The 21905-nt window shown below is 40.2% G+C and carries 15 protein-coding genes and 3 tRNA genes; 8 read left to right on the forward strand and 10 right to left on the reverse strand.

The window, feature by feature from the left end; genetic code table 11:
• Positions 1-44 precede the first annotated feature (44 nt).
• Positions 45-1412 carry a nucleotide 5'-monophosphate nucleosidase PpnN gene (gene ppnN / locus ABE954_RS17245; RefSeq protein WP_042848998.1) on the forward strand — a complete coding sequence of 456 codons (1368 nt, stop codon included), beginning with the start codon at positions 45-47 and terminating at the stop codon, positions 1410-1412.
• A 45-nt stretch (positions 1413-1457) separates the two neighbouring features.
• On the forward strand, positions 1458-2213 hold the full coding sequence (gene xni, locus ABE954_RS17250) for a flap endonuclease Xni (RefSeq protein ID WP_042848999.1): 756 nt from the start codon (positions 1458-1460) through the stop codon (positions 2211-2213).
• Between the two features lie 50 nt (positions 2214-2263).
• Here the strand turns inward: xni and rlmM are convergent, their stop codons facing one another.
• From rlmM to ABE954_RS17265, 3 genes are read right to left on the reverse strand one after another with little or no spacing between them, the layout of a single operon-like run.
• Positions 2264-3367: a 23S rRNA (cytidine(2498)-2'-O)-methyltransferase RlmM gene (gene rlmM, locus ABE954_RS17255; RefSeq protein ID WP_129466378.1), complete on the reverse strand. Its 1104-nt coding sequence runs from the start codon at positions 3365-3367 to the stop codon at positions 2264-2266.
• Positions 3360-3755 carry a DUF423 domain-containing protein gene (locus tag ABE954_RS17260; RefSeq protein ID WP_042849001.1) on the reverse strand — a complete coding sequence of 132 codons (396 nt, stop codon included), beginning with the start codon at positions 3753-3755 and terminating at the stop codon, positions 3360-3362. Before ABE954_RS17260 ends, rlmM begins: the two co-directional genes overlap by 8 nt.
• A gap of 28 nt (positions 3756-3783) precedes the next feature.
• Positions 3784-4725, reverse strand: coding sequence for a transcriptional regulator GcvA (locus ABE954_RS17265; protein ID WP_042849002.1), 942 nt, complete (start codon positions 4723-4725; stop codon positions 3784-3786).
• A 696-nt stretch (positions 4726-5421) separates the two neighbouring features.
• Between ABE954_RS17265 and csdA the strand changes: the two genes are divergently transcribed.
• Both csdA and csdE read left to right on the forward strand, forming a co-directional pair.
• Positions 5422-6627, forward strand: coding sequence for a cysteine desulfurase CsdA (csdA, locus tag ABE954_RS17270; protein ID WP_371025631.1), 1206 nt, complete (start codon positions 5422-5424; stop codon positions 6625-6627).
• A 30-nt stretch (positions 6628-6657) separates the two neighbouring features.
• Complete coding sequence (gene csdE / locus ABE954_RS17275; protein WP_048606312.1) at positions 6658-7116, forward strand: cysteine desulfurase sulfur acceptor subunit CsdE; 459 nt, start codon at positions 6658-6660, stop codon at positions 7114-7116.
• A 41-nt stretch (positions 7117-7157) separates the two neighbouring features.
• On the opposite strand, the gene tcdA is transcribed toward csdE, so the two are convergent.
• Together tcdA and mltA are read right to left on the reverse strand one after the other, a co-directional pair.
• Positions 7158-7976: a tRNA cyclic N6-threonylcarbamoyladenosine(37) synthase TcdA gene (tcdA, locus tag ABE954_RS17280; protein ID WP_042849006.1), complete on the reverse strand. Its 819-nt coding sequence runs from the start codon at positions 7974-7976 to the stop codon at positions 7158-7160.
• 30 nt (positions 7977-8006) lie between these two features.
• Positions 8007-9128: a murein transglycosylase A gene (gene mltA, locus ABE954_RS17285; RefSeq protein ID WP_048606311.1), complete on the reverse strand. Its 1122-nt coding sequence runs from the start codon at positions 9126-9128 to the stop codon at positions 8007-8009.
• Positions 9129-9360: 232 nt separating this feature from the next.
• Here mltA and ABE954_RS17290 point away from each other — a divergent pair.
• The 3 genes from ABE954_RS17290 to ABE954_RS17300 all read left to right on the forward strand — a co-directional run bounded on the left by ABE954_RS17290 (position 9361) and on the right by ABE954_RS17300 (position 9672).
• Positions 9361-9437, forward strand: a tRNA-Met gene (locus tag ABE954_RS17290).
• A gap of 63 nt (positions 9438-9500) precedes the next feature.
• A tRNA-Met gene (locus tag ABE954_RS17295) sits at positions 9501-9577 on the forward strand.
• Positions 9578-9595: 18 nt separating this feature from the next.
• Positions 9596-9672, forward strand: a tRNA-Met gene (locus tag ABE954_RS17300).
• A gap of 150 nt (positions 9673-9822) precedes the next feature.
• Here ABE954_RS17300 and amiC read toward each other — a convergent pair.
• Complete coding sequence (gene amiC, locus ABE954_RS17305) at positions 9823-11073, reverse strand: N-acetylmuramoyl-L-alanine amidase AmiC (RefSeq protein ID WP_042845973.1); 1251 nt, start codon at positions 11071-11073, stop codon at positions 9823-9825.
• Positions 11074-11434: 361 nt separating this feature from the next.
• Between amiC and argA the strand changes: the two genes are divergently transcribed.
• Positions 11435-12778, forward strand: a complete 1344-nt coding sequence (gene argA, locus ABE954_RS17310; RefSeq protein ID WP_042845975.1) for an amino-acid N-acetyltransferase — start codon at positions 11435-11437, stop codon at positions 12776-12778.
• A 122-nt stretch (positions 12779-12900) separates the two neighbouring features.
• Here argA and ABE954_RS17315 read toward each other — a convergent pair whose 3' ends face one another.
• The 4 genes from ABE954_RS17315 to ptrA all read right to left on the reverse strand — a co-directional run bounded on the left by ABE954_RS17315 (position 12901) and on the right by ptrA (position 21889).
• Entirely contained in the window at positions 12901-13470 is a 570-nt protein-coding gene (locus ABE954_RS17315; RefSeq protein ID WP_042845977.1) for a hypothetical protein, read from the reverse strand.
• Positions 13471-13534: 64 nt separating this feature from the next.
• The gene (gene recD, locus ABE954_RS17320; protein WP_129466379.1) at positions 13535-15382 is read right to left on the reverse strand and encodes an exodeoxyribonuclease V subunit alpha; all 1848 of its coding nucleotides are present in this window, start codon (positions 15380-15382) and stop codon (positions 13535-13537) included.
• Positions 15366-18995, reverse strand: a complete 3630-nt coding sequence (gene recB / locus ABE954_RS17325; protein WP_166687069.1) for an exodeoxyribonuclease V subunit beta — start codon at positions 18993-18995, stop codon at positions 15366-15368. The genes recD and recB overlap by 17 nt, the downstream gene beginning before the upstream one ends.
• Positions 18992-21889 carry a pitrilysin gene (ptrA, locus tag ABE954_RS17330; RefSeq protein WP_371025632.1) on the reverse strand — a complete coding sequence of 966 codons (2898 nt, stop codon included), beginning with the start codon at positions 21887-21889 and terminating at the stop codon, positions 18992-18994. The genes recB and ptrA overlap by 4 nt, the downstream gene beginning before the upstream one ends.
• Between the last annotated feature and the right edge of the window lie 16 nt (positions 21890-21905).

Below are 21905 nucleotides of genomic sequence, written 5' to 3' on the forward strand. Positions count from 1 at the left end.
TTTTGGAGGGCTAGTTGTAATATGCTGATTTATAAGGATAGAAAATGATTACTCATATCAGTCCATTAGGATCTATGGATCTACTATCTCAACTTGAAGTTGATATGCTAAAACGTACGGCCAGTAGCGATTTGTACCAATTATTTAGAAATTGCTCTTTAGCCGTTCTACACTCAGGCAGCCTTACTGATAGCAGTAAAGAGCTATTAGAAAAAAGCAAAGATTTTGATATCAATGTATTACGTCGTGAGCGCGGTGTTAAACTAGAACTTATAGACCCGCCAGAAAAAGCCTTTGTTGACGGTAAAATCATCCGTACATTGCAAGCAAACCTATTCTCAGTATTACGTGATATCCTGTTCGTTCATGCACAAATTACCTACGCAAAAGAACAATTCCATTTAGACCTTGAAAATGGAGCTCATATTACTAATATGATTTTCTCCATTTTGCGTAATGCCCGCGCATTACATATTGATGAAGACCCAAGCATGATTGTGTGCTGGGGCGGTCACTCCATTAATGAAATCGAATACCAGTATGGTCGTAAAGTTGGTAACGAACTTGGCTTACGTGAGCTCAATATTTGTACTGGCTGTGGGCCAGGAGCAATGGAAGCACCAATGAAAGGTGCTGCTGTAGGGCATGCTCAACAACAGTATAAAAATAGCCGTTTTATTGGTTTAACAGAGCCATCAATTATTGCCGCAGAGCCACCTAACCCACTGGTAAATGAGCTGATTATTATGCCTGACATTGAAAAACGCTTAGAAGCGTTTGTTCGATTAGGCCACGGCATTATTATTTTCCCTGGGGGGGTAGGAACTGCTGAAGAGCTACTTTACTTACTGGGTATCTTAATGGACCCAGCCAACAGCGAACAAGTTCTGCCGCTTATCTTAACGGGTCCAAAAGAAAGTGCTGAATATTTTACCGTTTTAGATGACTTTATCCGTCATACCTTAGGTGAAGATGCCAGTAAGCATTACCAAATCATTATTGACGATGCCCAAGAAGTCGCCCGAGTAATGAAGCAAAGCATGCCAAAAGTTAAAGAGAACCGCCGTAGCACCGGTGATGCCTATAGCTTCAACTGGTCAATTAAAATTGCTCAAGATTTACAACACCCATTCGAACCAACGCATGAAAATATGGCTTCATTGAACCTTCATCCTGGTCAAGAACCTGAAAAACTGGCCTCTGATTTACGCCGCGCTTTCTCTGGGATTGTTGCTGGTAACGTAAAAGAGTTTGGTATGAAGGCAATAGAAAAGCACGGGCCATTTAAAATCCACGGTGATACCGAACTCATGAAACGGATGGATATTTTACTGCAAGGCTTCGTAGAACAGCACCGCATGAAGCTACCAGGTGGTACAGCTTATGAGCCTTGCTACGAAATTGTAAAATAAGTATGGTCTACAAGTAAGGATAAACATTTTAGGTATGGCGTATTTATGATCCATTTATTAATTATTGATGCACTAAACTTAATACGCCGCATCCATGCGGTGCAAGGAAGCCCGTGTGGTGAAACCTGCTTATCTGCCATATCCCAATTATTAAATCATACCGCTGCAACTCATATTGTGGCGGTATTTGATGAGGAAGGGCGGCATCAAAGTTGGCGTCATGAAAAACTACCCGATTACAAAGCGGGTCGACAGCCTATGCCTGAGGATTTACAAGCTGAACTACCAACTCTCATTGCTCTTTTCCAAGAAAAGGGGATACATTGCTGGCAATCTGAAGGAGATGAAGCAGATGATTTAGCGGCGACCTTAGCAACACGCATTGCTGGGTCGGGGCATACAGTTACCATCGTATCCACAGACAAAGGTTATTGCCAATTATTATCTCCGAATATTCGAATTCGTGATTATTTTCAAAAACGCTGGCTCGATGTTCCGTTTATTGAGAAGGAATTTGGCGTTACACCTGAGCAACTCCCTGATTACTGGGGGCTTGCCGGTATTAGCAGTAGTAAAGTGCCTGGGGTTGCAGGGATTGGCCCTAAAAGTGCAACGCAGCTTTTACAACAATATCATTCAATTGAAAATTTATTTGCTCATTTATCGGAACTAGAAGAAAAATGGCAAAAAAAGTTAGTCGATCAGCAGCAAATTGCATTGATTTGCCGTGATATTGCAACATTAAAAACAGATATAGCTTTGCAAGGTAATTTAAATCAACTACGTTACTACACTAAATAAACACACAAAAAAGGCCACACTTGGCGGCCTTTAGAATGGCAGTACACTAACTAGTAATATTCACGCGCCATTGGGTTGGCAGACCAAATTCTCATCACATGTACAGTGACTTCTTCTCGGTCATGATAAAGTTGCTTAGCTTGAATTAACACATTCACACCTTGCTCTTTTAGCTGTGTTTTCATCTTTTCCAGAATATGTGAAACTTCTTCATAACGCTTTTTCATTGGCAACTTGAGATTGAAAATAGCTTCCCGACACCAACCTTGTGCTAGCCAATCAGTCATCAGTGCAGCCACCTTCGCCGGTTTTTCAACCATATCACATACTAACCAAGTAATGTTTTGTGAACTTGGCTGAAACTTAAAACCATCAGCTCGGTGGTGTTTAACTTGCCCAGTATCCATTAAGCTTTCTGCCATTGGGCCATTATCTACGGCATGAACCATCATACTGCGCTTCACTAATTGGTATGTCCAACCTCCCGGACATGCCCCTAAATCAACTGCGTTCATACCGCTTGCTAACCGCTCTTCCCACTCTTCATACGGAATAAATACATGAAAAGCTTCTTCGAGTTTTAATGTTGAGCGACTTGGCGCATCTGATGGAAATTTTAATCGCGGGATACCCATATAAAAATTCGAACTATTATTGGTATAGGAATACCCTGTATAACAGCAACCCGGAGCAATAAAAAATACATGGATCACTGGGCGCTTAAAATTTTCAAGAGGAAGTAAAATTTTCTCTTTACGTAATGCATTACGTAAAGGCACCGTAAACTTACGGCAGAACTTCATTAACTCTTTAGATTCATTCGTGTCTGCCACTTCAACACGAATATCACCCGCTCGAGCAACTTGCTGGCTCAGCGCGTTTATAATCGGGGTAATACGATCCTCTGGCGGCAGATCTTTTAGTAAATCCCCCACCACAATCATTTGGCGAGCAAAAATTAACTCTCGAAAAGGCAACGTCCGCGCGAGTGTATCTGCATCTTCTGCTTGGTAACACTCAAAAATAACATAACCACTATTTTCTTTTACCCGAGCAAAACCATAAATTTCTTTTTGCCCGGCTTTGTCTGTAATCTCTGCTGCACACTCTTTCTCAAAGCCTGGACGGCAATATAGTGCAATTTTATTACTCATTACGTGACGCCGATTTCCTTAGACGCATAGCGCCAATTACTACTAACAGCCAGCCAATCAGGAAACATACTCCCCCTATTGGCGTAAAATAAGAAAAGTATTTTACCTGCAATAGGGCCATACAATAAAGACTACCGCTAAAAAGAAGTATGCCAACTGAAAAAAATACCCCTGACCAGTAAAACCATAGAACCACTTTACGCAATAAAACTGCACCTAACACCATAAGCGCAACAGTATGTAACATCTGATAACGTAAGCCTGTTTCAATCCAGTCCATTTGGTGGACACTCATGATTGACGACAACGCATGAGAGCCTATAGCCCCAAAAGCAACAGTAAAGAAGCCACTAATCCCAGCAAAAATTAACATCAAACGACTATTCACAGTAACACCTTTTTATTTAACTACTTGATTACTGAATAAGCGCCACATCTTGGTCACCCGTAATAAAGCCTAATTTTTCTTGTTCACTCGCTGCTTGCCCTAAGATCCACTGGCGAAATGCCGCTATTTTGCCCAAATCTGCTTGGCTTTCTTGGCAGACTAAATAAAATGCATTTTTACTCACCAATACTTCACTGAAGGGGCAAACTAAACGCCCTGCATCAATTTCATTTTTGGCCATCACATTATTTGTTAATGCAATACCTTGCCCATGTACAGCAGCTTGGATAACCATAGCACTATGACTAAAAATAGGCCCTTGCTGTACATTGACCACATTCTGTAACTCTAGTTGTTTAACATACGCTTGCCAGTCTCTTCGAGAAGAATCGTGAAGTAACGTATGTTTTGCTAAATCTTCGGGATTTTTAAGTTGGTTATCACCTGTTAATAACGATGGTGAACATACTGGCATTAGATATTCAGCATACAGCCGATCCGTTCTTAACCCTGACCAATTTCCTCTACCGTAGAAAATAGCGACATCAACATCATCTGCCAATTTATCTTCTTCTCTATCCACAGCCTGTATTCTTACATCAATACCAGGATAAGCTTGGTTAAAGCCTGAAAGCCTTGGTACAAGCCATTGGATAGCAAAGCTTGGTGACAAACTTACTGTTAGAGCCCCTTTCGCGCTTCGCGCTTGAAGCTTGCGTGTCGCCTCATTTAAAGAAGAGAAAATTTCTTTAATATCAAGATAATAGCTCTGACCTTCTTCCGTTAATAATAATGAACGATTACGTCGGCGAAACAGCTTGAGCCCAAGAAAATCCTCCAAACTTTTCATTTGGTGACTAACAGCAGCTTGCGTTACAAATAATTCTTCTGCAGCCTTAGTAAAACTTAAATGACGAGCTGCTGCATCAAAGACTCTCAGTGCATTCAGGGGCGGTAATCTTTTAGACATAATCACTTCTACTTGGCATATTGTTATTCATTAGTTTTTTTCATCCGAAGCATTATAATTTGTCCCTTGAGGATACGCCAGTAAATACCTATAGTATGCACACTTCCTAAGCCGGAACGAAAAGTTACAGAGTTTAGTTACTTTGGAACTTTTGGCTTTGTGGTTGTGATGTTGTGTTTGCAAGTTGTCTGGTTCAGCCAGACTTTGTAGCTTTGCTACTGTTTTTTCACTTCCTGTACATTTACCCTGTCTGTCCATAGTGATTTTTATAGTGCACCGCCAACGCGCGGTGCTTTTTTTTGCTATTTATTTAAACCACTAACAATAAATACCTAAGCAATTTAACGTAATAAATACAATAATCTATAGATAACTACTAGTGTACCGAAAAAACTTTCAGTTAGATATTTAAGATAATTCTTGAAATATGTTCGTAAAGGATATCAATAAAATAATTTCTGAATAAAAAGGATTGCATTGTAATGCAAAACGCTAAATCATTTTAAAAAACACATTCTAGATAATTGATAACAATTAATACCAAACGTAACAAAATATTTCAATGCTTAGGTTGAAAATGATATGTTTAAATTAATCAAAAAAATAACTATAAATGTACTAATAAATGTACAATCAAATTACACCACACTCAGCAATAGCCAATAACAGATAAATTTTGACTAAAAGAAAGAACTCATGGACCATTTTAGCGCCACTTCATTTCGTCTCGCATTTCCTGCTTTAGACTCATCGACTCTATTTTTTGATAGCGCAGCTACCGCATTAAAACCCATAGCCATGATCGATGCTTCAAATAATTATTACCGTTTATCAGGTAGTTCTGTTTATCGGGGCCAATCCCCTGACGCCTTAAAATTAACTCGTGACTATGAACAAGGCCGTGTCCGCACTGCCAAATTGATTAATGCCCCCAGCGAAAAAAATATTATCTGGACGCGTGGAACTACTGAATCAATCAATTTAATTGCTCAGTGTTATTTTCGCTCAAGATTACAACCCGGTGATGAAATTATTGTAAGTGAAATCGAACATCACTCAAATTTATTACCTTGGATTATGCTAGCTCAACAAACTGGCGCTAAAATAATTAAATGGCCTGTTGAAAAAGACTTAACATTAAGCCTTGATGTGCTCAAATCAAAGCTCTCCACAAAAAGCAAACTTGTTGCTATCACACAAATGTCCAATGTAACGGGATATCAAACTGATTTACATGCTATAACTCAGTTGGCTCACCAAGTTGGGGCACTTGTTCTGGTTGATGGAGCACAAGGTGTAGTACATAGCCCAATAAATGTAAAAAAGCTGAATATTGATTTTTACGCATTTTCAGCCCACAAATTGTATGGCCCTACAGGGCTTGGGGTTTGTTATGCGAAAACTGAGCTATTAGAACAAATGAGCCCTTGGCACGGAGGAGGTAAAATGCTGACTGATGTCACATTTGACCATTTTACCCCTGCGCCTATCCCACAGCGTTTTGAGGCTGGAACACCAAATATTGCTGGCGTCATTGCCTTTTCTGCTGTCCTTAAGTGGCTAGAAGGTGTCGATTTAACTTCTGCTGAAGCTTATGCATGTTCCTTGGTGGAATACGCCTACGAGAAGCTGTCATTACTCCCCAACTTTATGAGTTATCACCCTTCTCACTCCCCTTTATTATCATTTAATTTTAAAGATATTCATCATAGCGATTTAGGTACCCTCTTGACCGAGCAAAATATTGCATTACGCTATGGTCAGCATTGTGCCCAACCCTTAATGGATGCATTGAATATTAGTGGGTGTTTGCGCATTTCAGTAATGCCTTATAACAACCAGCAAGATATCAATAAGTTTATCGATGCAGTCACACTCTCACTTTCTATACTAAATGATTAAATGAAGACTAAAGATACAGAAGGAAGCCTAATGACTTCGACTAAACATGATTTTGCTCCGCACCCTTTTGGTACAGAGATTGGAATTCAAGAAATAGTTGAACAATTTTCAACGTACAAAGCATGGGAAGATAAGTATCGTTTGCTCATCCAGCTTGCTAAAAAGTTACCACCATTAACTGACGATGAAAAGCAACAAACTCAAGAGGTTAAAGGCTGTGAAAACCGCGTCTGGATAGGTGCACTGCTCAATGATAATAATACGTTCCACTTTTATGGTGATAGTGAGGGGCGTGTAGTAAAAGGTTTATTTACCATTTTACTCGCGGCGGTAGAACAAAAAACAGCGCAGGAAATCATAGATATTAATTTTAATGATTTACTCACCCAAACTGGCTTACCGGCACAGCTAAGTGAATCCCGCCAAAATGGCATTCAATCACTCATTAGTGCAATTCAAAATATTGCCAGTGAAATGACGCCAGCATAATCAATGCTAGAAAGAGGCTATTTTATGGCCTCTTCCTATTCTTACTCACTTTGACTTGCCTGCCTTTGCGCTTTTGCAACCATTTTTTTGAGTGCATGAGAAACTGCGATAAAGCCAAAGCTCGCAGTTACCATGGTTACTGCGCCAAAACCTGCTGCGCAATCCATACGCTTAGAACCCTCGGCGGTGCTTTTAGCGGCACACACCGTCCCATCACTTTGCGGGTAAACTAATTGCTCAGTTGAGAAAACGCAATCAATACCAAGCTTGCCTTTGCCATTTTTCACGACATTAAAATCAGATTTCAAACGTTCACGTAGTTTGGCAGCTAATGGGTCCTGTATAGTTTTTGCGAGATCTGAAACTTGGATTTGCGTGGGGTCAATCTGCCCCCCGGCTCCCCCGGTCGTTACCACAGGGACTTTAAAGCGCCTGCAATACGCTAGCAGTGCAGCTTTTGGCCTAACACTATCAATCGCATCAATAACATAGTCAAACCCCGTACTAAGGTATTGAGCAGCATTATCAACAGTGATGAAATCATCAATCACATTCACTACACATTCAGGGTTTATTTCCAAAATACGATTTTTCATGACTTCAACTTTGGGTAAGCCCACTGTCGATTTTATTGCATGTAATTGGCGGTTTGTATTGGTTACACAAATATCATCCATATCAATCAAAGTAATATAACCAATACCTGAACGAGCTAGCGCCTCAGCTGCCCATACACCAACCCCACCGACACCAATAACACAAATGTGAGATCGTGCAAAAAGATGAAGGGCTTGTTGCCCATATAAACGCCCGATCCCAGCAAAACGCTGCATCCAAGCATCTGAAAGCTTAGCTTGCATAATAACAAACAACCTTAGTTAAAACGTTAACTACATTGTACCAAAAAGCGGTTGGCTTTTTTTCAACACCCAAACTCGCCCATAATGATTATAAAAACCTGCCATTTTCCCAGCTTCATGGCCCGTTCCATGGTAAATATCAAAATGATGTCCTTTAATTGCCCCTCCGACATCTAAGGCAACCATCATACGCATTTCATACTGCCCCGTAAATTTACCATTACCGTCTAATACGGGGATTTCTGCAAGTAATGCGGTCCCAGGCGGAATTAATGTTTTATCTGATGCCACTGAAGCTTTAGCAATTAAAGGTACTGCACTCGCCCCCCTAACAGGGACAAATGATTGAGGCTTAAAGAAAACAAACGATGGGTTTTCTTCTAATAATTGGCGAACTTCTTGCTCACTGTGGTTATTTGTCCAATCATGGATAGCTTGCAAAGACATTTGGTTTAGTGGTACTTCTCCACGATCAACAAGCACTTTACCGATACTTTTGTATGCATGACCGTTTTTACCTGCGTAACCAAAGAAATTCAGTGGGCTGCCATCACCAAAGTCAACATAACCACTTCCTTGTACCTCCATCATAAAATTATCAACGACAGAGTTACTATAAGCTAAAATTAAATTATCACTCAATGCACCATTGTAAATAGCTGCTCGGCTAGGTAAGCGGGATTTTCTTTTCGGTGGCATACCATATAGAGGGTAACGAAATTCACCTTGTGGGACGCGTCTAGCCTCGATAACAGGCGTGTAATAACCAGTAAATTGCACATTCCCATAATTATCAGCTCCTTCCATTTGAAAAGCTGTTAAATTGAAATTAGCTAATTTCGCAGGTTCTCCCCCCGCCATTAACCAATTCTCGATAGCATGGTAGGTATCGCTGTTATTTTGAAATAAACGGGGTGATGCATTTTTGATCTCAACAACTTGTTGATTAAAATCAGGTGCATTAATAGGCCGACCTTGAACATTCACTTGGTTAACTTTTTGCAGGTCTTGTACTAAACGCCCATCTTTATATTGTTGGCCTTTATCCGTTGGATGAGTTTGGCATCCTGCCAATAAAGAAAAAAACACACTGATTACCAACCCATTTTTTACTGCTCGCTTATTTACAATTTTTGTCAGTCCTAAATTCATTCTCCACCACCCAAGCGCATCCAACAATCCAATATGAAACGCACAATAGCAAACCCAAATTGGGAATGAAACGAGTAAACATATTTAGTTCAGTTATTTTTCTCAACACTCCCACTAAAGATTAAAAAATAGACATTCAGTGCGGATTTTGTTCTGTAGATGCTGAAATTTGAAAAAAAAACACGAAAAAACTTGCATCAGATCTCATCCCGAGTATAGTGCCCGAATCGGACGCGGGGTGGAGCAGCTTGGTAGCTCGTCGGGCTCATAACCCGAAGGTCGTTGGTTCAAATCCAGCCCCCGCAACCAATTACTGATTTTATCAGTAAAGTATTAAAAGTAGTCAGCAGTATAAAGATGTAAAAATTCAGTCGCGGGATGGAGCAGCATGGTAGCTCGTCGGGCTCATAACCCGAAGGTCGTTGGTTCAAATCCAGCTCCCGCAACCAATTTTTTACTTCTTCAGTCGCGGGGTGGAGCAGCATGGTAGCTCGTCGGGCTCATAACCCGAAGGTCGTTGGTTCAAATCCAGCCCCCGCAACCAATTCTTTCTTAGTTTCCTTCCTTGAATAGCAAATCACCTTTAGTCTTTATCCTGTATAAAACCTTATTTTTTTATTTATGCAAATAAAAAAGGCGACTCACAAATTAGTTCATCACCTTTATATCAACATATACCTAATAGCTCACTCGATTAGTTACGAATAGCTAGCTCTCCACCATTGCGGAAATAGGCTTTAACCCCTTCAAAAATAGATTCAGCCATTTGTTGCTGGAACTTAGCTGTTTTAAGCTTTCGCTCTTCTTCTAAATTACTAATGAATGCGGTTTCAACTAGAATTGATGGTATTTCAGGCGCTTTAAGTACCGCAAACCCAGCTTGGTCAACTTTGTTCTTATGCAATTTATTGACTTTACCCATGAGTTTTAATACTTCATCACCAAACTTCAAACTATCATTGATCGTTGCCGTTTGGACCAAGTCAAGCATTGTATGGTCAAGATATACATCTCCACTCTTACTTACCCCACCAATTAAGTCAGCTTCATTCTGAGTTTGCGCAAGATAACGAGCCGTATTACTGGTAGCCCCTTTCGTTGATAAAGCAAAGACAGAGGAACCACGTGCTGAACGATTAGTAAATGCATCAGCATGAATAGAAACAAATAAATCTGCTTGCATCTTTCTTGCTTTCGCAACACGAACCTTCAACGGAATAAAAACGTCTTCATTTCGTGTCATATAAGCCCGCATTTTAGGGTCTTTATCAATTAATGCTTTTAAACGACGTGCGATTTGCAGGACGACATCTTTTTCTCGCGTTTTATATTTCCCTATCGCACCTGGGTCTTCACCACCGTGTCCCGGGTCTATCATAATAATAATCGGGCGATCCCTTCCCGCCTTCCCTGGTTTTTTAGCTTGAGCTGGCATGTTTTCTTCGAGATCACCTTTATTGTAATCCTCAAGTAGCGCCAACAGTGGGTCATCATTGGTATCGACACCTTTGCCCGGATAAAAATCAAGCACTAAACGATGTTTAAATTCACCAACAGGCGTTATCGTAAAGAACTGAGGGCTAACTCTATTTTTTACTTCAAAAACTAAACGAACCGTTTGAGGATCAAACTGCCCTACCCGAACCAACTTCAAATACGGGTCACGAGTTTGGATCTGAGTCCCCATCTGTTTAAGCACATTATTTAACTGCACCCCTTCAAGATCGACAACAATGCGCTCAGGGTTATTAAGCACAAACTGGCGATACTTTAACGGGACGCTGGATTCTAGCGTAACTCGGGTATAGCTTGATGCAGGCCAAATACGCACAGCGATGACGCTGCTATTTGCAGAAAAACCGAATGGGCTGACGCTCAGTAACATAACTGCAGCTGCGCCCTGTATAAAACGGCGCTTCGATGGGCTGTGATCTTGATGACTCATCAATAATTCCGAACCTAGAACTGAGAAATAAAGTGATTTAAGAATAACTGCCAATAGCTTGACCAGAAATAAGCACTCTAACTAATCATTTGTGCTCTGTCATTAAGAATATACAAGACATCTATAGACTTACCACTATAAGCATAACTTAATCATACCTAGAGAAAATGTTTTTGAGTGACTTTCTGTGTCAATTTTAAGCAATTTAATTTCCGTAGAGTATATATAGTTAAATTTAGAGATATGTAAACGTCAAAAATAAAATTGTTACTTTTTTTATACCATCTTTTACTTGATATTCTGCGCCAAAAAGAATAAAAATACATTATTAGCGAATAAAAATTCATTTAAGAGGGTCGTTATGAAAGAGCGCAGTACCGAATTGGTTGATGAGTTTCGCCATTCGGTCCCTTATATAAACGCCCACCGCGGCAAAACTTTTATTATTATGCTTGGTGGTGAAGCAATTGCCCATGAAAATTTCCCTAGTATTGTCAATGATATAGGGTTATTACATAGTTTAGGCATAAGGATTATCGTCGTTTATGGCGCTCGGCCTCAAATCGAAGATATCCTAGCAGAGCATAACTATGACGCTGTTTATCACAAACATACTCGCGTAACTGATGCCAATACACTTGAATATGTCAAACAAGCCTCAGGTGCTTTACAATTAGATATTACAGCTCGGTTATCCATGAGCTTAGGTAACACTCCGTTACAAGGCGCGCATATTAATGTAGTTAGTGGTAATTTTGTTATTGCTCAACCATTAGGTGTCGATGACGGTATTGATTATTGCCATAGTGGTAGGATACGCCGTATTAATGAAGAAGCGATTAATAACCAACTCGATAACGGTTCCATTGTACTCATTGGCCCTGTTGCCGTTTCTGTTACGGGGGAAAGCTTTAATCTCACCTCAGAAGAGATAGCCACCCAACTCGCTGTAAAAATGAAGGCTGAGAAACTTATCGGTTTTTGCTCTTCGCAAGGGGTTGCTGATAAGAACGGTAATATCCTGTCTGAGTTATTCCCAAATGAAGCGGAAAACCTCATTCAACAGCTAGAATCTGAAGGGGATTATTACTCAGGAACTGTACGCTTTTTACGCGGTGCAGCAAAAGCTTGCCGTCGTGGTGTTCGCCGTAGCCACTTATTGAGCTACCAAGAAAATGGGTCTTTAATCCAAGAGCTGTTCTCCCGCGATGGTATTGGTACCCAAATAGTAATGGAAAGTGCAGAGCAAATCCGCCGCGCAAATATTAACGATATTGGGGGCATTTTAGAACTTATTCGCCCACTCGAGCAGCAAGGCATTTTAGTACGGCGTTCACGTGAGCAGCTTGAAATGGAAATCGACAAATTTACCATTATTGAACGTGATAGCTTGGTGATTGCTTGTGCGGCTCTCTACCCATACCCAGAAGAAAAACTTGGAGAAATGGCATGTGTTGCAGTTCACCCTGACTACCGCAGCTCTGCCAGAGGGGAAGAACTACTTAATCGAGTGGCAGCTCAAGCAAAACAATTTGGCTTAGACAGATTGTTTGTATTAACAACACGCAGCATTCATTGGTTCCAAGAACGTGGCTTTACCCCTGCTGAAATTGAAATGCTACCATTGAAGAAACAAGCATTATATAACTACCAGCGGCGTTCTAAGATTTTAATATTAGATTTAAAAACCCAATCAGATAAATAACTATTTCGACACTATTTGAAACCATAGCTGGTTAATTATCCTCTCCCACCCAAATCATATGGATGTATAATTTGGGTGGGCACTTTTACAACTTTAACTCTAGCTAGGAATAAATTACACAGTTAAGCTATTTGTACAACCCTTGCCTTTTGGCATAATGGGATTGTATCTAAATGGGGTTTTAATGCAGCTTCCATTTCAGCAAAAGAAGTGCCGTAAAAGTAAAATGCTGTTTCTGTTGGCCCATCCCAAACACCATGGATACTACCAATATCTTCAACTGCTTCATCAAGTATGTCAAAGACCTCATTGATATCTCCGTTTTCATAAACCTCATCGGCTAATTCTGTTCCATTAAAATAAATTGCCAGCCCTTCATCTGTACCAAAATCAATCCGGACATCTTCACCATGAATAAATAAACGAGAGCCCTTCGGCGCTAACATTGAAGTAAATAGCTGGATAATTAAGCTGATATTTTCGTCACTAGCATCCGCAATAGCGATTTCTATATCGCATTCTTGTGCCTCACCATTATCATCAAGTGACGTACCACCACCAGTAACATGGATATCTTTCCCCATGCTTTTCATGACTTCATCAAATGCATCTTCTAAATCTGCACGCCTAATCGGCTCAAGCCTTGCATTTAATGTTAGGGTTATTGCGGTCATTTCTTGCTGGTTATCCATCTTATTACCTTTAATCTATGGTTATAAATTATTTAAATATAACTGTCACTTAAGTATATCTTAGTCACATTAATTGTATCGCCAAACCACTGCGCCGTTTTGTCGGCGTTTCAATTGCTCGACGTAATACTTTTGGGCTCCCATAAAGGGACAATTCTTTTTTTGCTCGGGTTATTGCGGTATAGACGAGTTCACGTGTAATAACAGGTGAATATACCTGCGGTAACACTAATGCGGTATGAGCAAACTCCGAACCTTGTGATTTATGAACCGTCATCACATAAGCGGTTTCATGCTGTGGTAGACGGTTCGGTTGTATTCCACGAATAGTGCCATCTGGAAATTGAAAGTAAGCTCTCAGGCTATTATTTTCATCAGGTAATATGACCCCAATATCCCCATTGAATAACCCTAGTGGGCTATCGTTGCGGCTAATCATGATTGGCCGGCCAGCATAGTGTTTATTTAATAAATTATAGGGACGGTTTATTAACCCTTGCCGATGTAATAATTTTTCTAATTTATCATTCAGGCCTACTACCCCAAAAGGGCCTTCCCGTAAAGCGGTTAATAAACGATATTGATTAAACTTTTTTAAAACCTGAGCCGGCGTTTCCTTTGATTTTACAGCCAATAAATAATCTTTATAATTTTCAGAGGCATTTAATAAAATTTGTGCATAATCATCTGCCGTTTCTTGCACATAATTATGCACATCAAAACAGCCTTGCTTTAATAACTTTTGAACACCAAGTACATTTCCCGCATTTACAGCAAAAGCAAGTTTCCCAATTCCTGAATCAGCAGAAAAACGGTAGCTTTTGCGCAATAAACACAAACTATCGCGAATTATCGGACCTGTTGTCGAAGAGTATTGTTCGATAGAATAACCCGATATTTCAGAAAGCTGAGCCGCTCGTTCAAGGCTGTAGCCATTATCTGCAAACTGGCAAATATCCCCGAGTACAGCCCCTGCTTCAACAGATGCAAGTTGGTCCTTATCACCAAGAAAAATAAGTTTTGCATTTTCAGGCAGCGACTCAAGTAATTTACCCATCATCGGTAAATCGACCATTGATGCCTCATCAACAATTAAAATATCTAGCGATAATCGGTTATCTCGGTTATAGCGAAATTTTTGGCTTTCAGGCTGAGCACCAAGTAAACGATGAAGTGTTTTCGCTTGATGTGGTAATAACGCCCTCTCATCATCGGTTAAAGGCATATGTTTCATTGCCTCTCCTAAAGATTCGGTTAGCCTTGCAGCCGCTTTACCTGTAGGCGCCGCAAGCTCAATTCTGACCCTATACTCATGCTTAGTTTCCAGTTTAATTAATGCAGCGAGGATACGCGCGACCGTTGTTGTTTTCCCTGTTCCCGGCCCCCCAGAAATTATGGAGACTTTACTCGTCACGGCAACAGCAGCTGCAATTTTCTGCCAATCAATCTCATCTGAGATCGGAAATAAATTATCTAAAACCACCTTGATTTGTTGGTTATTTTTATCATCTATTGGGGTGTTAGAAAAATAATGCGCAACATACTGCTCATATTGCCACATTCGTTGAAAATATAAGTAATCTCCCGACAGAACCAACGGGGACGTTTTATTTTCATTTCCTAACGAAACTGCATTTGCTTGCAGCAAAGTTTGATAAACCGTTTGCTCATCTGGCTGCCCCATTTTGTGCCAAAACTCCGCGGCCAGTTCAGGATGCCGACCTGCAAATAACTTTTCAGGCATGATGTCAGATAACGCTAAGCAAACATGCCCTGCCATCGTTTCCGCACTAAGAATAGCAGTAACCATCAGTAGTATTGGGTTTTCATCCTCTGATAGGCTATAGGCAAATTGCACATCAAGTGGAGTAAAAATACGTTCTTCAATTCCCCGATTAAATAGTGCTTTCATTCAGCACCTCCCCTTGTTGCCTACCTTGAAAAAGGAGATCCAATTCCCCAATAAAAGCTTCTAAAGGCCGATAAAAAAAGACCCCATTATGCGAATTTACCTTATCAATCCCTCTTAAGAATAAGTAATACACACCACCAAAATGCGTTTCGTAATCATAATCAGGTAACCTTTGTTTTAAATAGCGGTGTAGTGCCAAGGAATATAATTGATATTGTAAATCATATCGGTGATCGATCATGGCTTCGGCCATTGCTTCTTGAGTATAAAAGCTAGCATCCTCACCCAGGTAATTTGATTTATAATCAAGAAGATAAAATTTGCCACCCCAAAAAAAAGTCAAATCAATAAACCCTTTTAAAATCCCTTGTACCTTTTCAAAATTCAACGGAGGGCAACGCTGAGATAGCGGGTCATATTGATGGGCAATTTTATCTAAATGATTAGCCGTGAGTTCCGATTCTATAGGGATATAAAATTGCATTTCATCTAACTGATCTTGTGGCTGTAATGCAGATAAACATAAGCCATCATCTGCTAACGGAGCCTGAACAATCGCATTTAACCACTCTTGCAACATAGGTGCCCATTGAATACCAAACCCTGCCGCTTCTAATTTTTCAGTTAACCATTCAACCGAAATTGCTTCAGAGAAATCAATCTCTTCCATCAGAGTATGTAAAAAGGTCCCCGGCAATGCCCCTCTAGGGAATTGATGGGGCGTTAAAAATTCAGCCGAATTTTCACCTTCTTGTTGCTCAACATCAACGCTGACTTCAGTATCCATATTTGGTGCTAGTGAATTTGCAAATTGTAGAGCAGATACGGCTTGCCCGTCTTCTGAATGGTTAGAACCATAACTTAGCCCCGAATAGCTGGTAACACGCCAGTGGTCATCAAAATAGCGAGTGACTTCCCTTGCCGCTAAGTTTTCATCATGATTTGACTCAAGAGTTAAACGTTCAAATTCAGGTACATCAATGACAGTAACATTAATTACATCGTTACTGAGTTCATCGAGCATCTCATTTAACAGTTGGCTATCTCCTGCCTGCCCTTTTTGTATGACGTATCCAAGCGCAGATAAATGTAAGTCCGTTTCACCACTTTTCTTTCTATTCCCTTTGATCAGCGGCGCAACCCCCACACTACAGTGATAGATAGCCCGAGTTAAGGCTACGTATAATAAACGCAAATCTTCAGCTAATCGCTCTTCATCAGCCAAGGCCACGGTATCTTCACCATCAGACAAGTCTAGCCTTGTACCGAAATCTGTTCTGTCGTGATATAACCCTTTGGACTGAGGTAAAAAATTACTGGCAAAAGGTAACCAAACAATTTTGTATTCAAGACCTTTAGATTTATGAATTGTACTAATTTGAACCAGATGTTTATCACTTTCAAGGCGCATTTGTTGCGCATCTGATTGATGGTCTGGGTGTGCAATCTGCTGCGCTAACCATCGAGTAAGTGTGTGCTCACCTTCAAGTTGTAGTGACATTTCTTGCAACAGTTCACCAATATGCATTACATCCATCAATCGGCGTTCGCCATCAATTCCAGATAATAATGTTTCAGCGATATGCCTCTGAGCCATCACCATGCGAAGCATTGGGAGTACACCACGTTTTTGCCACACTTGTGCATAACGAGCGAATTCATCTACTAATTGTTCCCACGCTTTCTCATCGTGATTAAGGTCATCTATTTGCTTTGCTGATAAACCTAATATCCCTGTGGCTAATGCACTACGCAAAACGCGTTCTTTTTCAGGGGATAATACCGCCTGCAATAACCACAACAGATCCCTAGCTTCGGGGGTGGAAAATACGCTTTCCCTATTGGATTGAAAAACAGAAGCTATATTCAGTTGATTTAAAGCATCGCGAATTAATACGGCCTCTCGCCGGCTACGTACCAAGACGGTAATATCTGAAGCTGCAACAGGAGTACACTTACCTTTATTATCAAAATAAGTATCCCCTCGCAGCCCACCTAGTAAATACTGAGCTATTTGTGCCGCACATTGTGACGCTATTGCTTGCTCATATTCCGCGACAGAAACCCCCTCTGCACCCAATTGCCAAAAAGTGAGAGCGTTAACTTCATCACCATTATGGACCAATTTTTTCCCACTATTTTGTGGGGCAAAGTTAACTGGTTGAAAAGGTATTTGATCAAATATGAACGGAGACTCGCAATGACTAAAGATATGGTTAACGGCCTCAACCATACTTTGAGATGAACGGTAATTAGTTTCTAATGTGTAGTGAGCACTAACTTCTTTTTTGGCTTCAATATAAGTAAAAATATCTGCACCACGAAAGGCATAAATAGCCTGTTTAGGGTCACCGATAAAAAGTAAGGCGCTGTTTTCAACACCTTGGTAAATCCGTTGAAAAATACGGTATTGTTGTGCATCTGTATCTTGAAACTCATCAATCATTGCCACAGGAAAACGCTGGCTAATAGCATGAGCTAAAAATTTCCCACTCTCTTGGCTAAGAGCACTATCTAAACGAGTTAATAGGTCATCAAACCCCATTTCTCCCCGATTGTGTTTTTCTCGAGTAATAGTTTGCCTAACTTCAGAAATCGCGAGTGGAATAATAAGGTCTTTAAGTGTTAATGATTGAGAAAGTAGGTTGTCTATATGTTGAAAAACAATATGTTCTGGCCCAGAACCGCTTTTAGATTTTTCATGCAATGTAGTTTGTGAAAAACGAACGAGATCCTTTGGTAACTGATAATCCTCAGTAGGCTCTTGCGCCCACTGAGCTATTTTTGTCAACCAAGAAGGTAAGAAACGGGAACTATAACTTCGTTTATCAACATCAGAATCTGTAATCAGCTTTTCGAAATCAGCGGAATGTTCTAGCCAAGATGCTTTAACTGAATCAATTAATGAGATTAACCGCTGGTGTCGTTCCTCTAGTGTTTCTATTTGTTGAGGCTGATTAATAATAACTGGAATATCACCTTGCAAAAAAGGTTTTATCTCTGTTAACAATGACTCAGGGCTGTTCCACAATGACTGAATGACTTTCGTCATCGAATAATTTAACGGATAAAAATGACGACGCCAGAAATCTGCACAAGCTTGCTTTTGAATCGGAAATTCGTCTTGAACCATTGTTTGCTCAAATAACACACCTGATTCAAATGCATTATGAACCAACATTCTTTGGCAAAAACCATGAATAGTGTAGATAGCAGCTTCATCCATTTGCCTTTCTGCCGCCAATAGCCATTCTTGGGCAAATTCCCTTTGTAAACCCTCGGGAAGTTCACTTAATAGTTCAAGATATTCTGGCTGTGATTCAAAACCAACGCCATTTCTTAAACACACTAAGCGCATTTCATGTATCCGCTGACGAATACGACCGCGTAGCTCATTCGTTGCTGCTTCAGTAAAGGTTACAACTAAAATTTCCTCAACACTCAAAGGCCTAGAGAAAGCGTTCGCCCCCCCTAAACCTAATAAAAGACGCAGATAAAGTATACCTATTGTGTATGTTTTACCGGTTCCTGCCGATGCTTCAATTAAACGCTGCCCTTGCAACGGTAATGAAAAAACATTCAGTAATTGGGACCCTATCTGCGCGTTATTCACTCAGCATCTTCCTTTATTGGTAAACTCTTTTGTAATTCTGAAGCTGTTGGGTACAGCCGCCAATTTTTCAATTTAGCGTACCCTGCTTTTCCATCAATACCATGCCCTATAACCTGAGAGCTAAGTGCTAACCCTTTGTGTTTGATAACTGCATCTTCATAGTATTTGATTACCTGTTGTTTAGTCGCAGAACCAAGCGTAGCTATTACTTTTTCTCGAGTATCAAAGCTGAAAATATTACGTGAGAAATCGGAAGAATAGCGACCAACCTCCTCATAGAACGTTTGTGGTGGTTGTTTCATTTCAGTAATCATCGATTGTTTATACTGATTAAACTCATCTGTTGGTAATTTTTTCAACCTTTCCAAGGCATTGGTATAAAATTCCTGATAACGAGTATTCAGGTAGTTCGGCGTTTTAGCATTACTTTGCAATAAAAAGCCAATTCCCCACTGATCGCCCAGGCCCGCTTTAAAAGCAAACACGGCATAACCAAGCTGTTCGTTTGTCCTCAGTTGGTCATAAAACCAAGGTTGGATCACCTTCGCGAGAATGCCACCAAAAACAGCGCCATCAATGCGATTATAACCATCTGGAATAAAGATCTCCGCTAATGCATTATCGGAGCTATTCCCTTGTTTATGAAAATCAGCTAAATAGCTTTTATCAATAACAATGATATCCCCACGCCACCAGTTTGTTCCTTCGCTTTTGAGTAGCTGTTGAGCATCTTTAATGGTCTCAATACTTTTTTCTTCCGTGATATTACCGAAAACAAGTGCTTGTAATGCAGCACTCTTAACCAGCATCTCACGATAATCAGTAATTTCTTTAAGCGTAATTTTATCTAATTCAGCAAGACGCTGTTCTTGCTCAAAATATGGTACGCTATTGATGCGCTGCAGGGGCTGCATTGCCAGTTCATAAGCTTTAGCATTGTTAGCAACCGCAATTTGCTCTTTGTACCAAGATTTTGCTTGAGCTAATTCCTGCTCAGTCGGTTCAAAGCTAAGATACAGCTTAGTCATTGACAAAAAGAGCTCAGGTAAGTGTTGCGTATAGCCACTCGCATTTAACTGCAATCCAACGCCCTGAGAAACAGAGACAGACATACCTGCAACAGACGCCTGATATTGCAGTTCATCCATTTTTAATGATGAAATATATTGCAACAAGGCCCCTGTAACTTGTTCTTTAGCATCCTTGTCACCTTGGTTTGAGCGTAATGATAAGGTAATGCTCGCTTTGGGTTCATCTGCAAAATATTGACTTGGCATATATAAAACACGCGTATTCCCATCCTGATAAATAAACTCAGGGTGTTTATAGACTTTATCTGTTTTTATTAGCGTCAATTTATCCGCAATATATGGGTTTAAAACCGGTAATTTAAAACCCATTTTAGATTCTAAATTAGACCAATGATTAAATTGTTTTTGTGTGATTTTATCAACTTGATAAGGCGCATCAACAAAGTAAGCCTTTTTGTTACTAGGCTCATCCGGGCCAATAAACCAAACTCGTGCATTTTGTGCAGTTAACTCCGATAAGCGTTGTTTAATCGCTTCTGGATCATATTTGTCTGCAATATAGTCTGAATCAAGAACATGTTTAACTGGAACATCAATCATCTGGTCAGAGAGCCATTCAATATAATTCATATCCCTTACAATCGACCCATACTTAAATGACAAATTGAGCACGTTTGCTATTTCGTCAAAGTAATTTTTATTGACCCCCTCTTTCTTGATCAGATCAAGATAGGCAAAAATAGCGGCAATAATTTCGTCTCTGTTCTCTAAGCCTTTATCAGTCAATGTGACATATATGGAAAAAGAACCATAATTTCTATCTGCATTTGGTGAGGCTGATGCACTAATACCCTCAGCAAAGCCTTGTGATATCAACCAGTCCGCTAATGTCCCAGGGCTTCTATTCCCGATCAAGTAACTAATATAGCTATCACTTTTGCTACGAAAGTCTGCCATATTATTTTTGATGCTAAATTCAATTTGTAGCGCTTTTTGTGGTTGTGCGGGGACATAATGAATAATGATGCCCTTTTCTTTATCTGTTACTGCTGGAATATCAAGAACCGGTACGCTCGCATTAAAATTAGGGATACGACCAAATGTGTCTTGGGCAATTTTAGCTAATGATTCAATAGATTGATCACCGTAAAGAACACCATTCATTAAATTTGCAGAATAATAGTGCTTATAAAAGCCCACTAATTCGTCTTGTAATTTACTATTCGCTTTATCTTTTAATGTATCAAGATTCCCCCCAGAAAAGCGTGAATTTGGGTGTTGGGGATTTAATGTTTCCGAGCGCACTTGCCATAGACGCATGCCATCACGAGAACGCGCCATTGTAAGCTCTGCATTGACCGCATTACGTTCTCTATCGGCATTTATAGGGTCTAAAAGTGGTTCTGCTAAAGCATCAGCTAGTCTATCTGTCGCTTCCTGCAATGCCCCATTTTCAACTTCAAAATAATACGCAGTACGGTGAGGTGCGGTACTCGCATTGTGGCTGCCACCATGCTTTTGTAAAAATTCCGAGAAACTACTTGGCTCTGGGTATTTTTTAGACCCCATTAAGACCATGTGCTCTAAATAATGAGCTAGCCCTAACTGGCTATCTGGGTTTTCAATACTACCAACAGGTATCGATACAGCAGCTAGCGATTTCGTTGCTTTGGCATCTGAAACCAACAAGACAGTCATGTCATTGCTTAGTTTTATTGCTTTATATTCCCTAGGATCACTTTCACTCTTATTAATCGTTTCTGGTAGTAATTCCCAGAGTGGTTGCGCTGCTAATGCACTACCACACACCAAGATGGTGAATAATAAGAACAAATGAGCGATTTTTTTGGATAAATGTTGCATCCTATGGTGCTCTCCC

This window comes from Providencia sp. TYF-12, from assembly GCF_041344805.1.
Classification (GTDB): Bacteria; Pseudomonadota; Gammaproteobacteria; order Enterobacterales; family Enterobacteriaceae; genus Providencia; species Providencia huashanensis.

Excerpts from the sequence above, each read along its gene's own strand:
- argA (WP_042845975.1), top strand. The coding sequence starts at position 11,435 with ATGAAAGAGCGCAGTACCGAATTGGTTGATGAGTTTCGCCATTCGGTC.
- recD (WP_129466379.1), bottom strand. The coding sequence starts at position 15,382 with ATGAAAGCACTATTTAATCGGGGAATTGAAGAACGTATTTTTACTCCA.
- mltA (WP_048606311.1), bottom strand. The coding sequence starts at position 9,128 with ATGAATTTAGGACTGACAAAAATTGTAAATAAGCGAGCAGTAAAAAAT.
- rlmM (WP_129466378.1), bottom strand. The coding sequence starts at position 3,367 with ATGAGTAATAAAATTGCACTATATTGCCGTCCAGGCTTTGAGAAAGAG.
- ptrA (WP_371025632.1), bottom strand. The coding sequence starts at position 21,889 with ATGCAACATTTATCCAAAAAAATCGCTCATTTGTTCTTATTATTCACC.
- amiC (WP_042845973.1), bottom strand. The coding sequence starts at position 11,073 with ATGAGTCATCAAGATCACAGCCCATCGAAGCGCCGTTTTATACAGGGC.
- xni (WP_042848999.1), top strand. The coding sequence starts at position 1,458 with ATGATCCATTTATTAATTATTGATGCACTAAACTTAATACGCCGCATC.
- tcdA (WP_042849006.1), bottom strand. The coding sequence starts at position 7,976 with ATGCAAGCTAAGCTTTCAGATGCTTGGATGCAGCGTTTTGCTGGGATC.
- csdE (WP_048606312.1), top strand. The coding sequence starts at position 6,658 with ATGACTTCGACTAAACATGATTTTGCTCCGCACCCTTTTGGTACAGAG.
- ppnN (WP_042848998.1), top strand. The coding sequence starts at position 45 with ATGATTACTCATATCAGTCCATTAGGATCTATGGATCTACTATCTCAA.
- csdA (WP_371025631.1), top strand. The coding sequence starts at position 5,422 with ATGGACCATTTTAGCGCCACTTCATTTCGTCTCGCATTTCCTGCTTTA.
- ABE954_RS17265 (WP_042849002.1), bottom strand. The coding sequence starts at position 4,725 with ATGTCTAAAAGATTACCGCCCCTGAATGCACTGAGAGTCTTTGATGCA.
- ABE954_RS17315 (WP_042845977.1), bottom strand. The coding sequence starts at position 13,470 with ATGGATAACCAGCAAGAAATGACCGCAATAACCCTAACATTAAATGCA.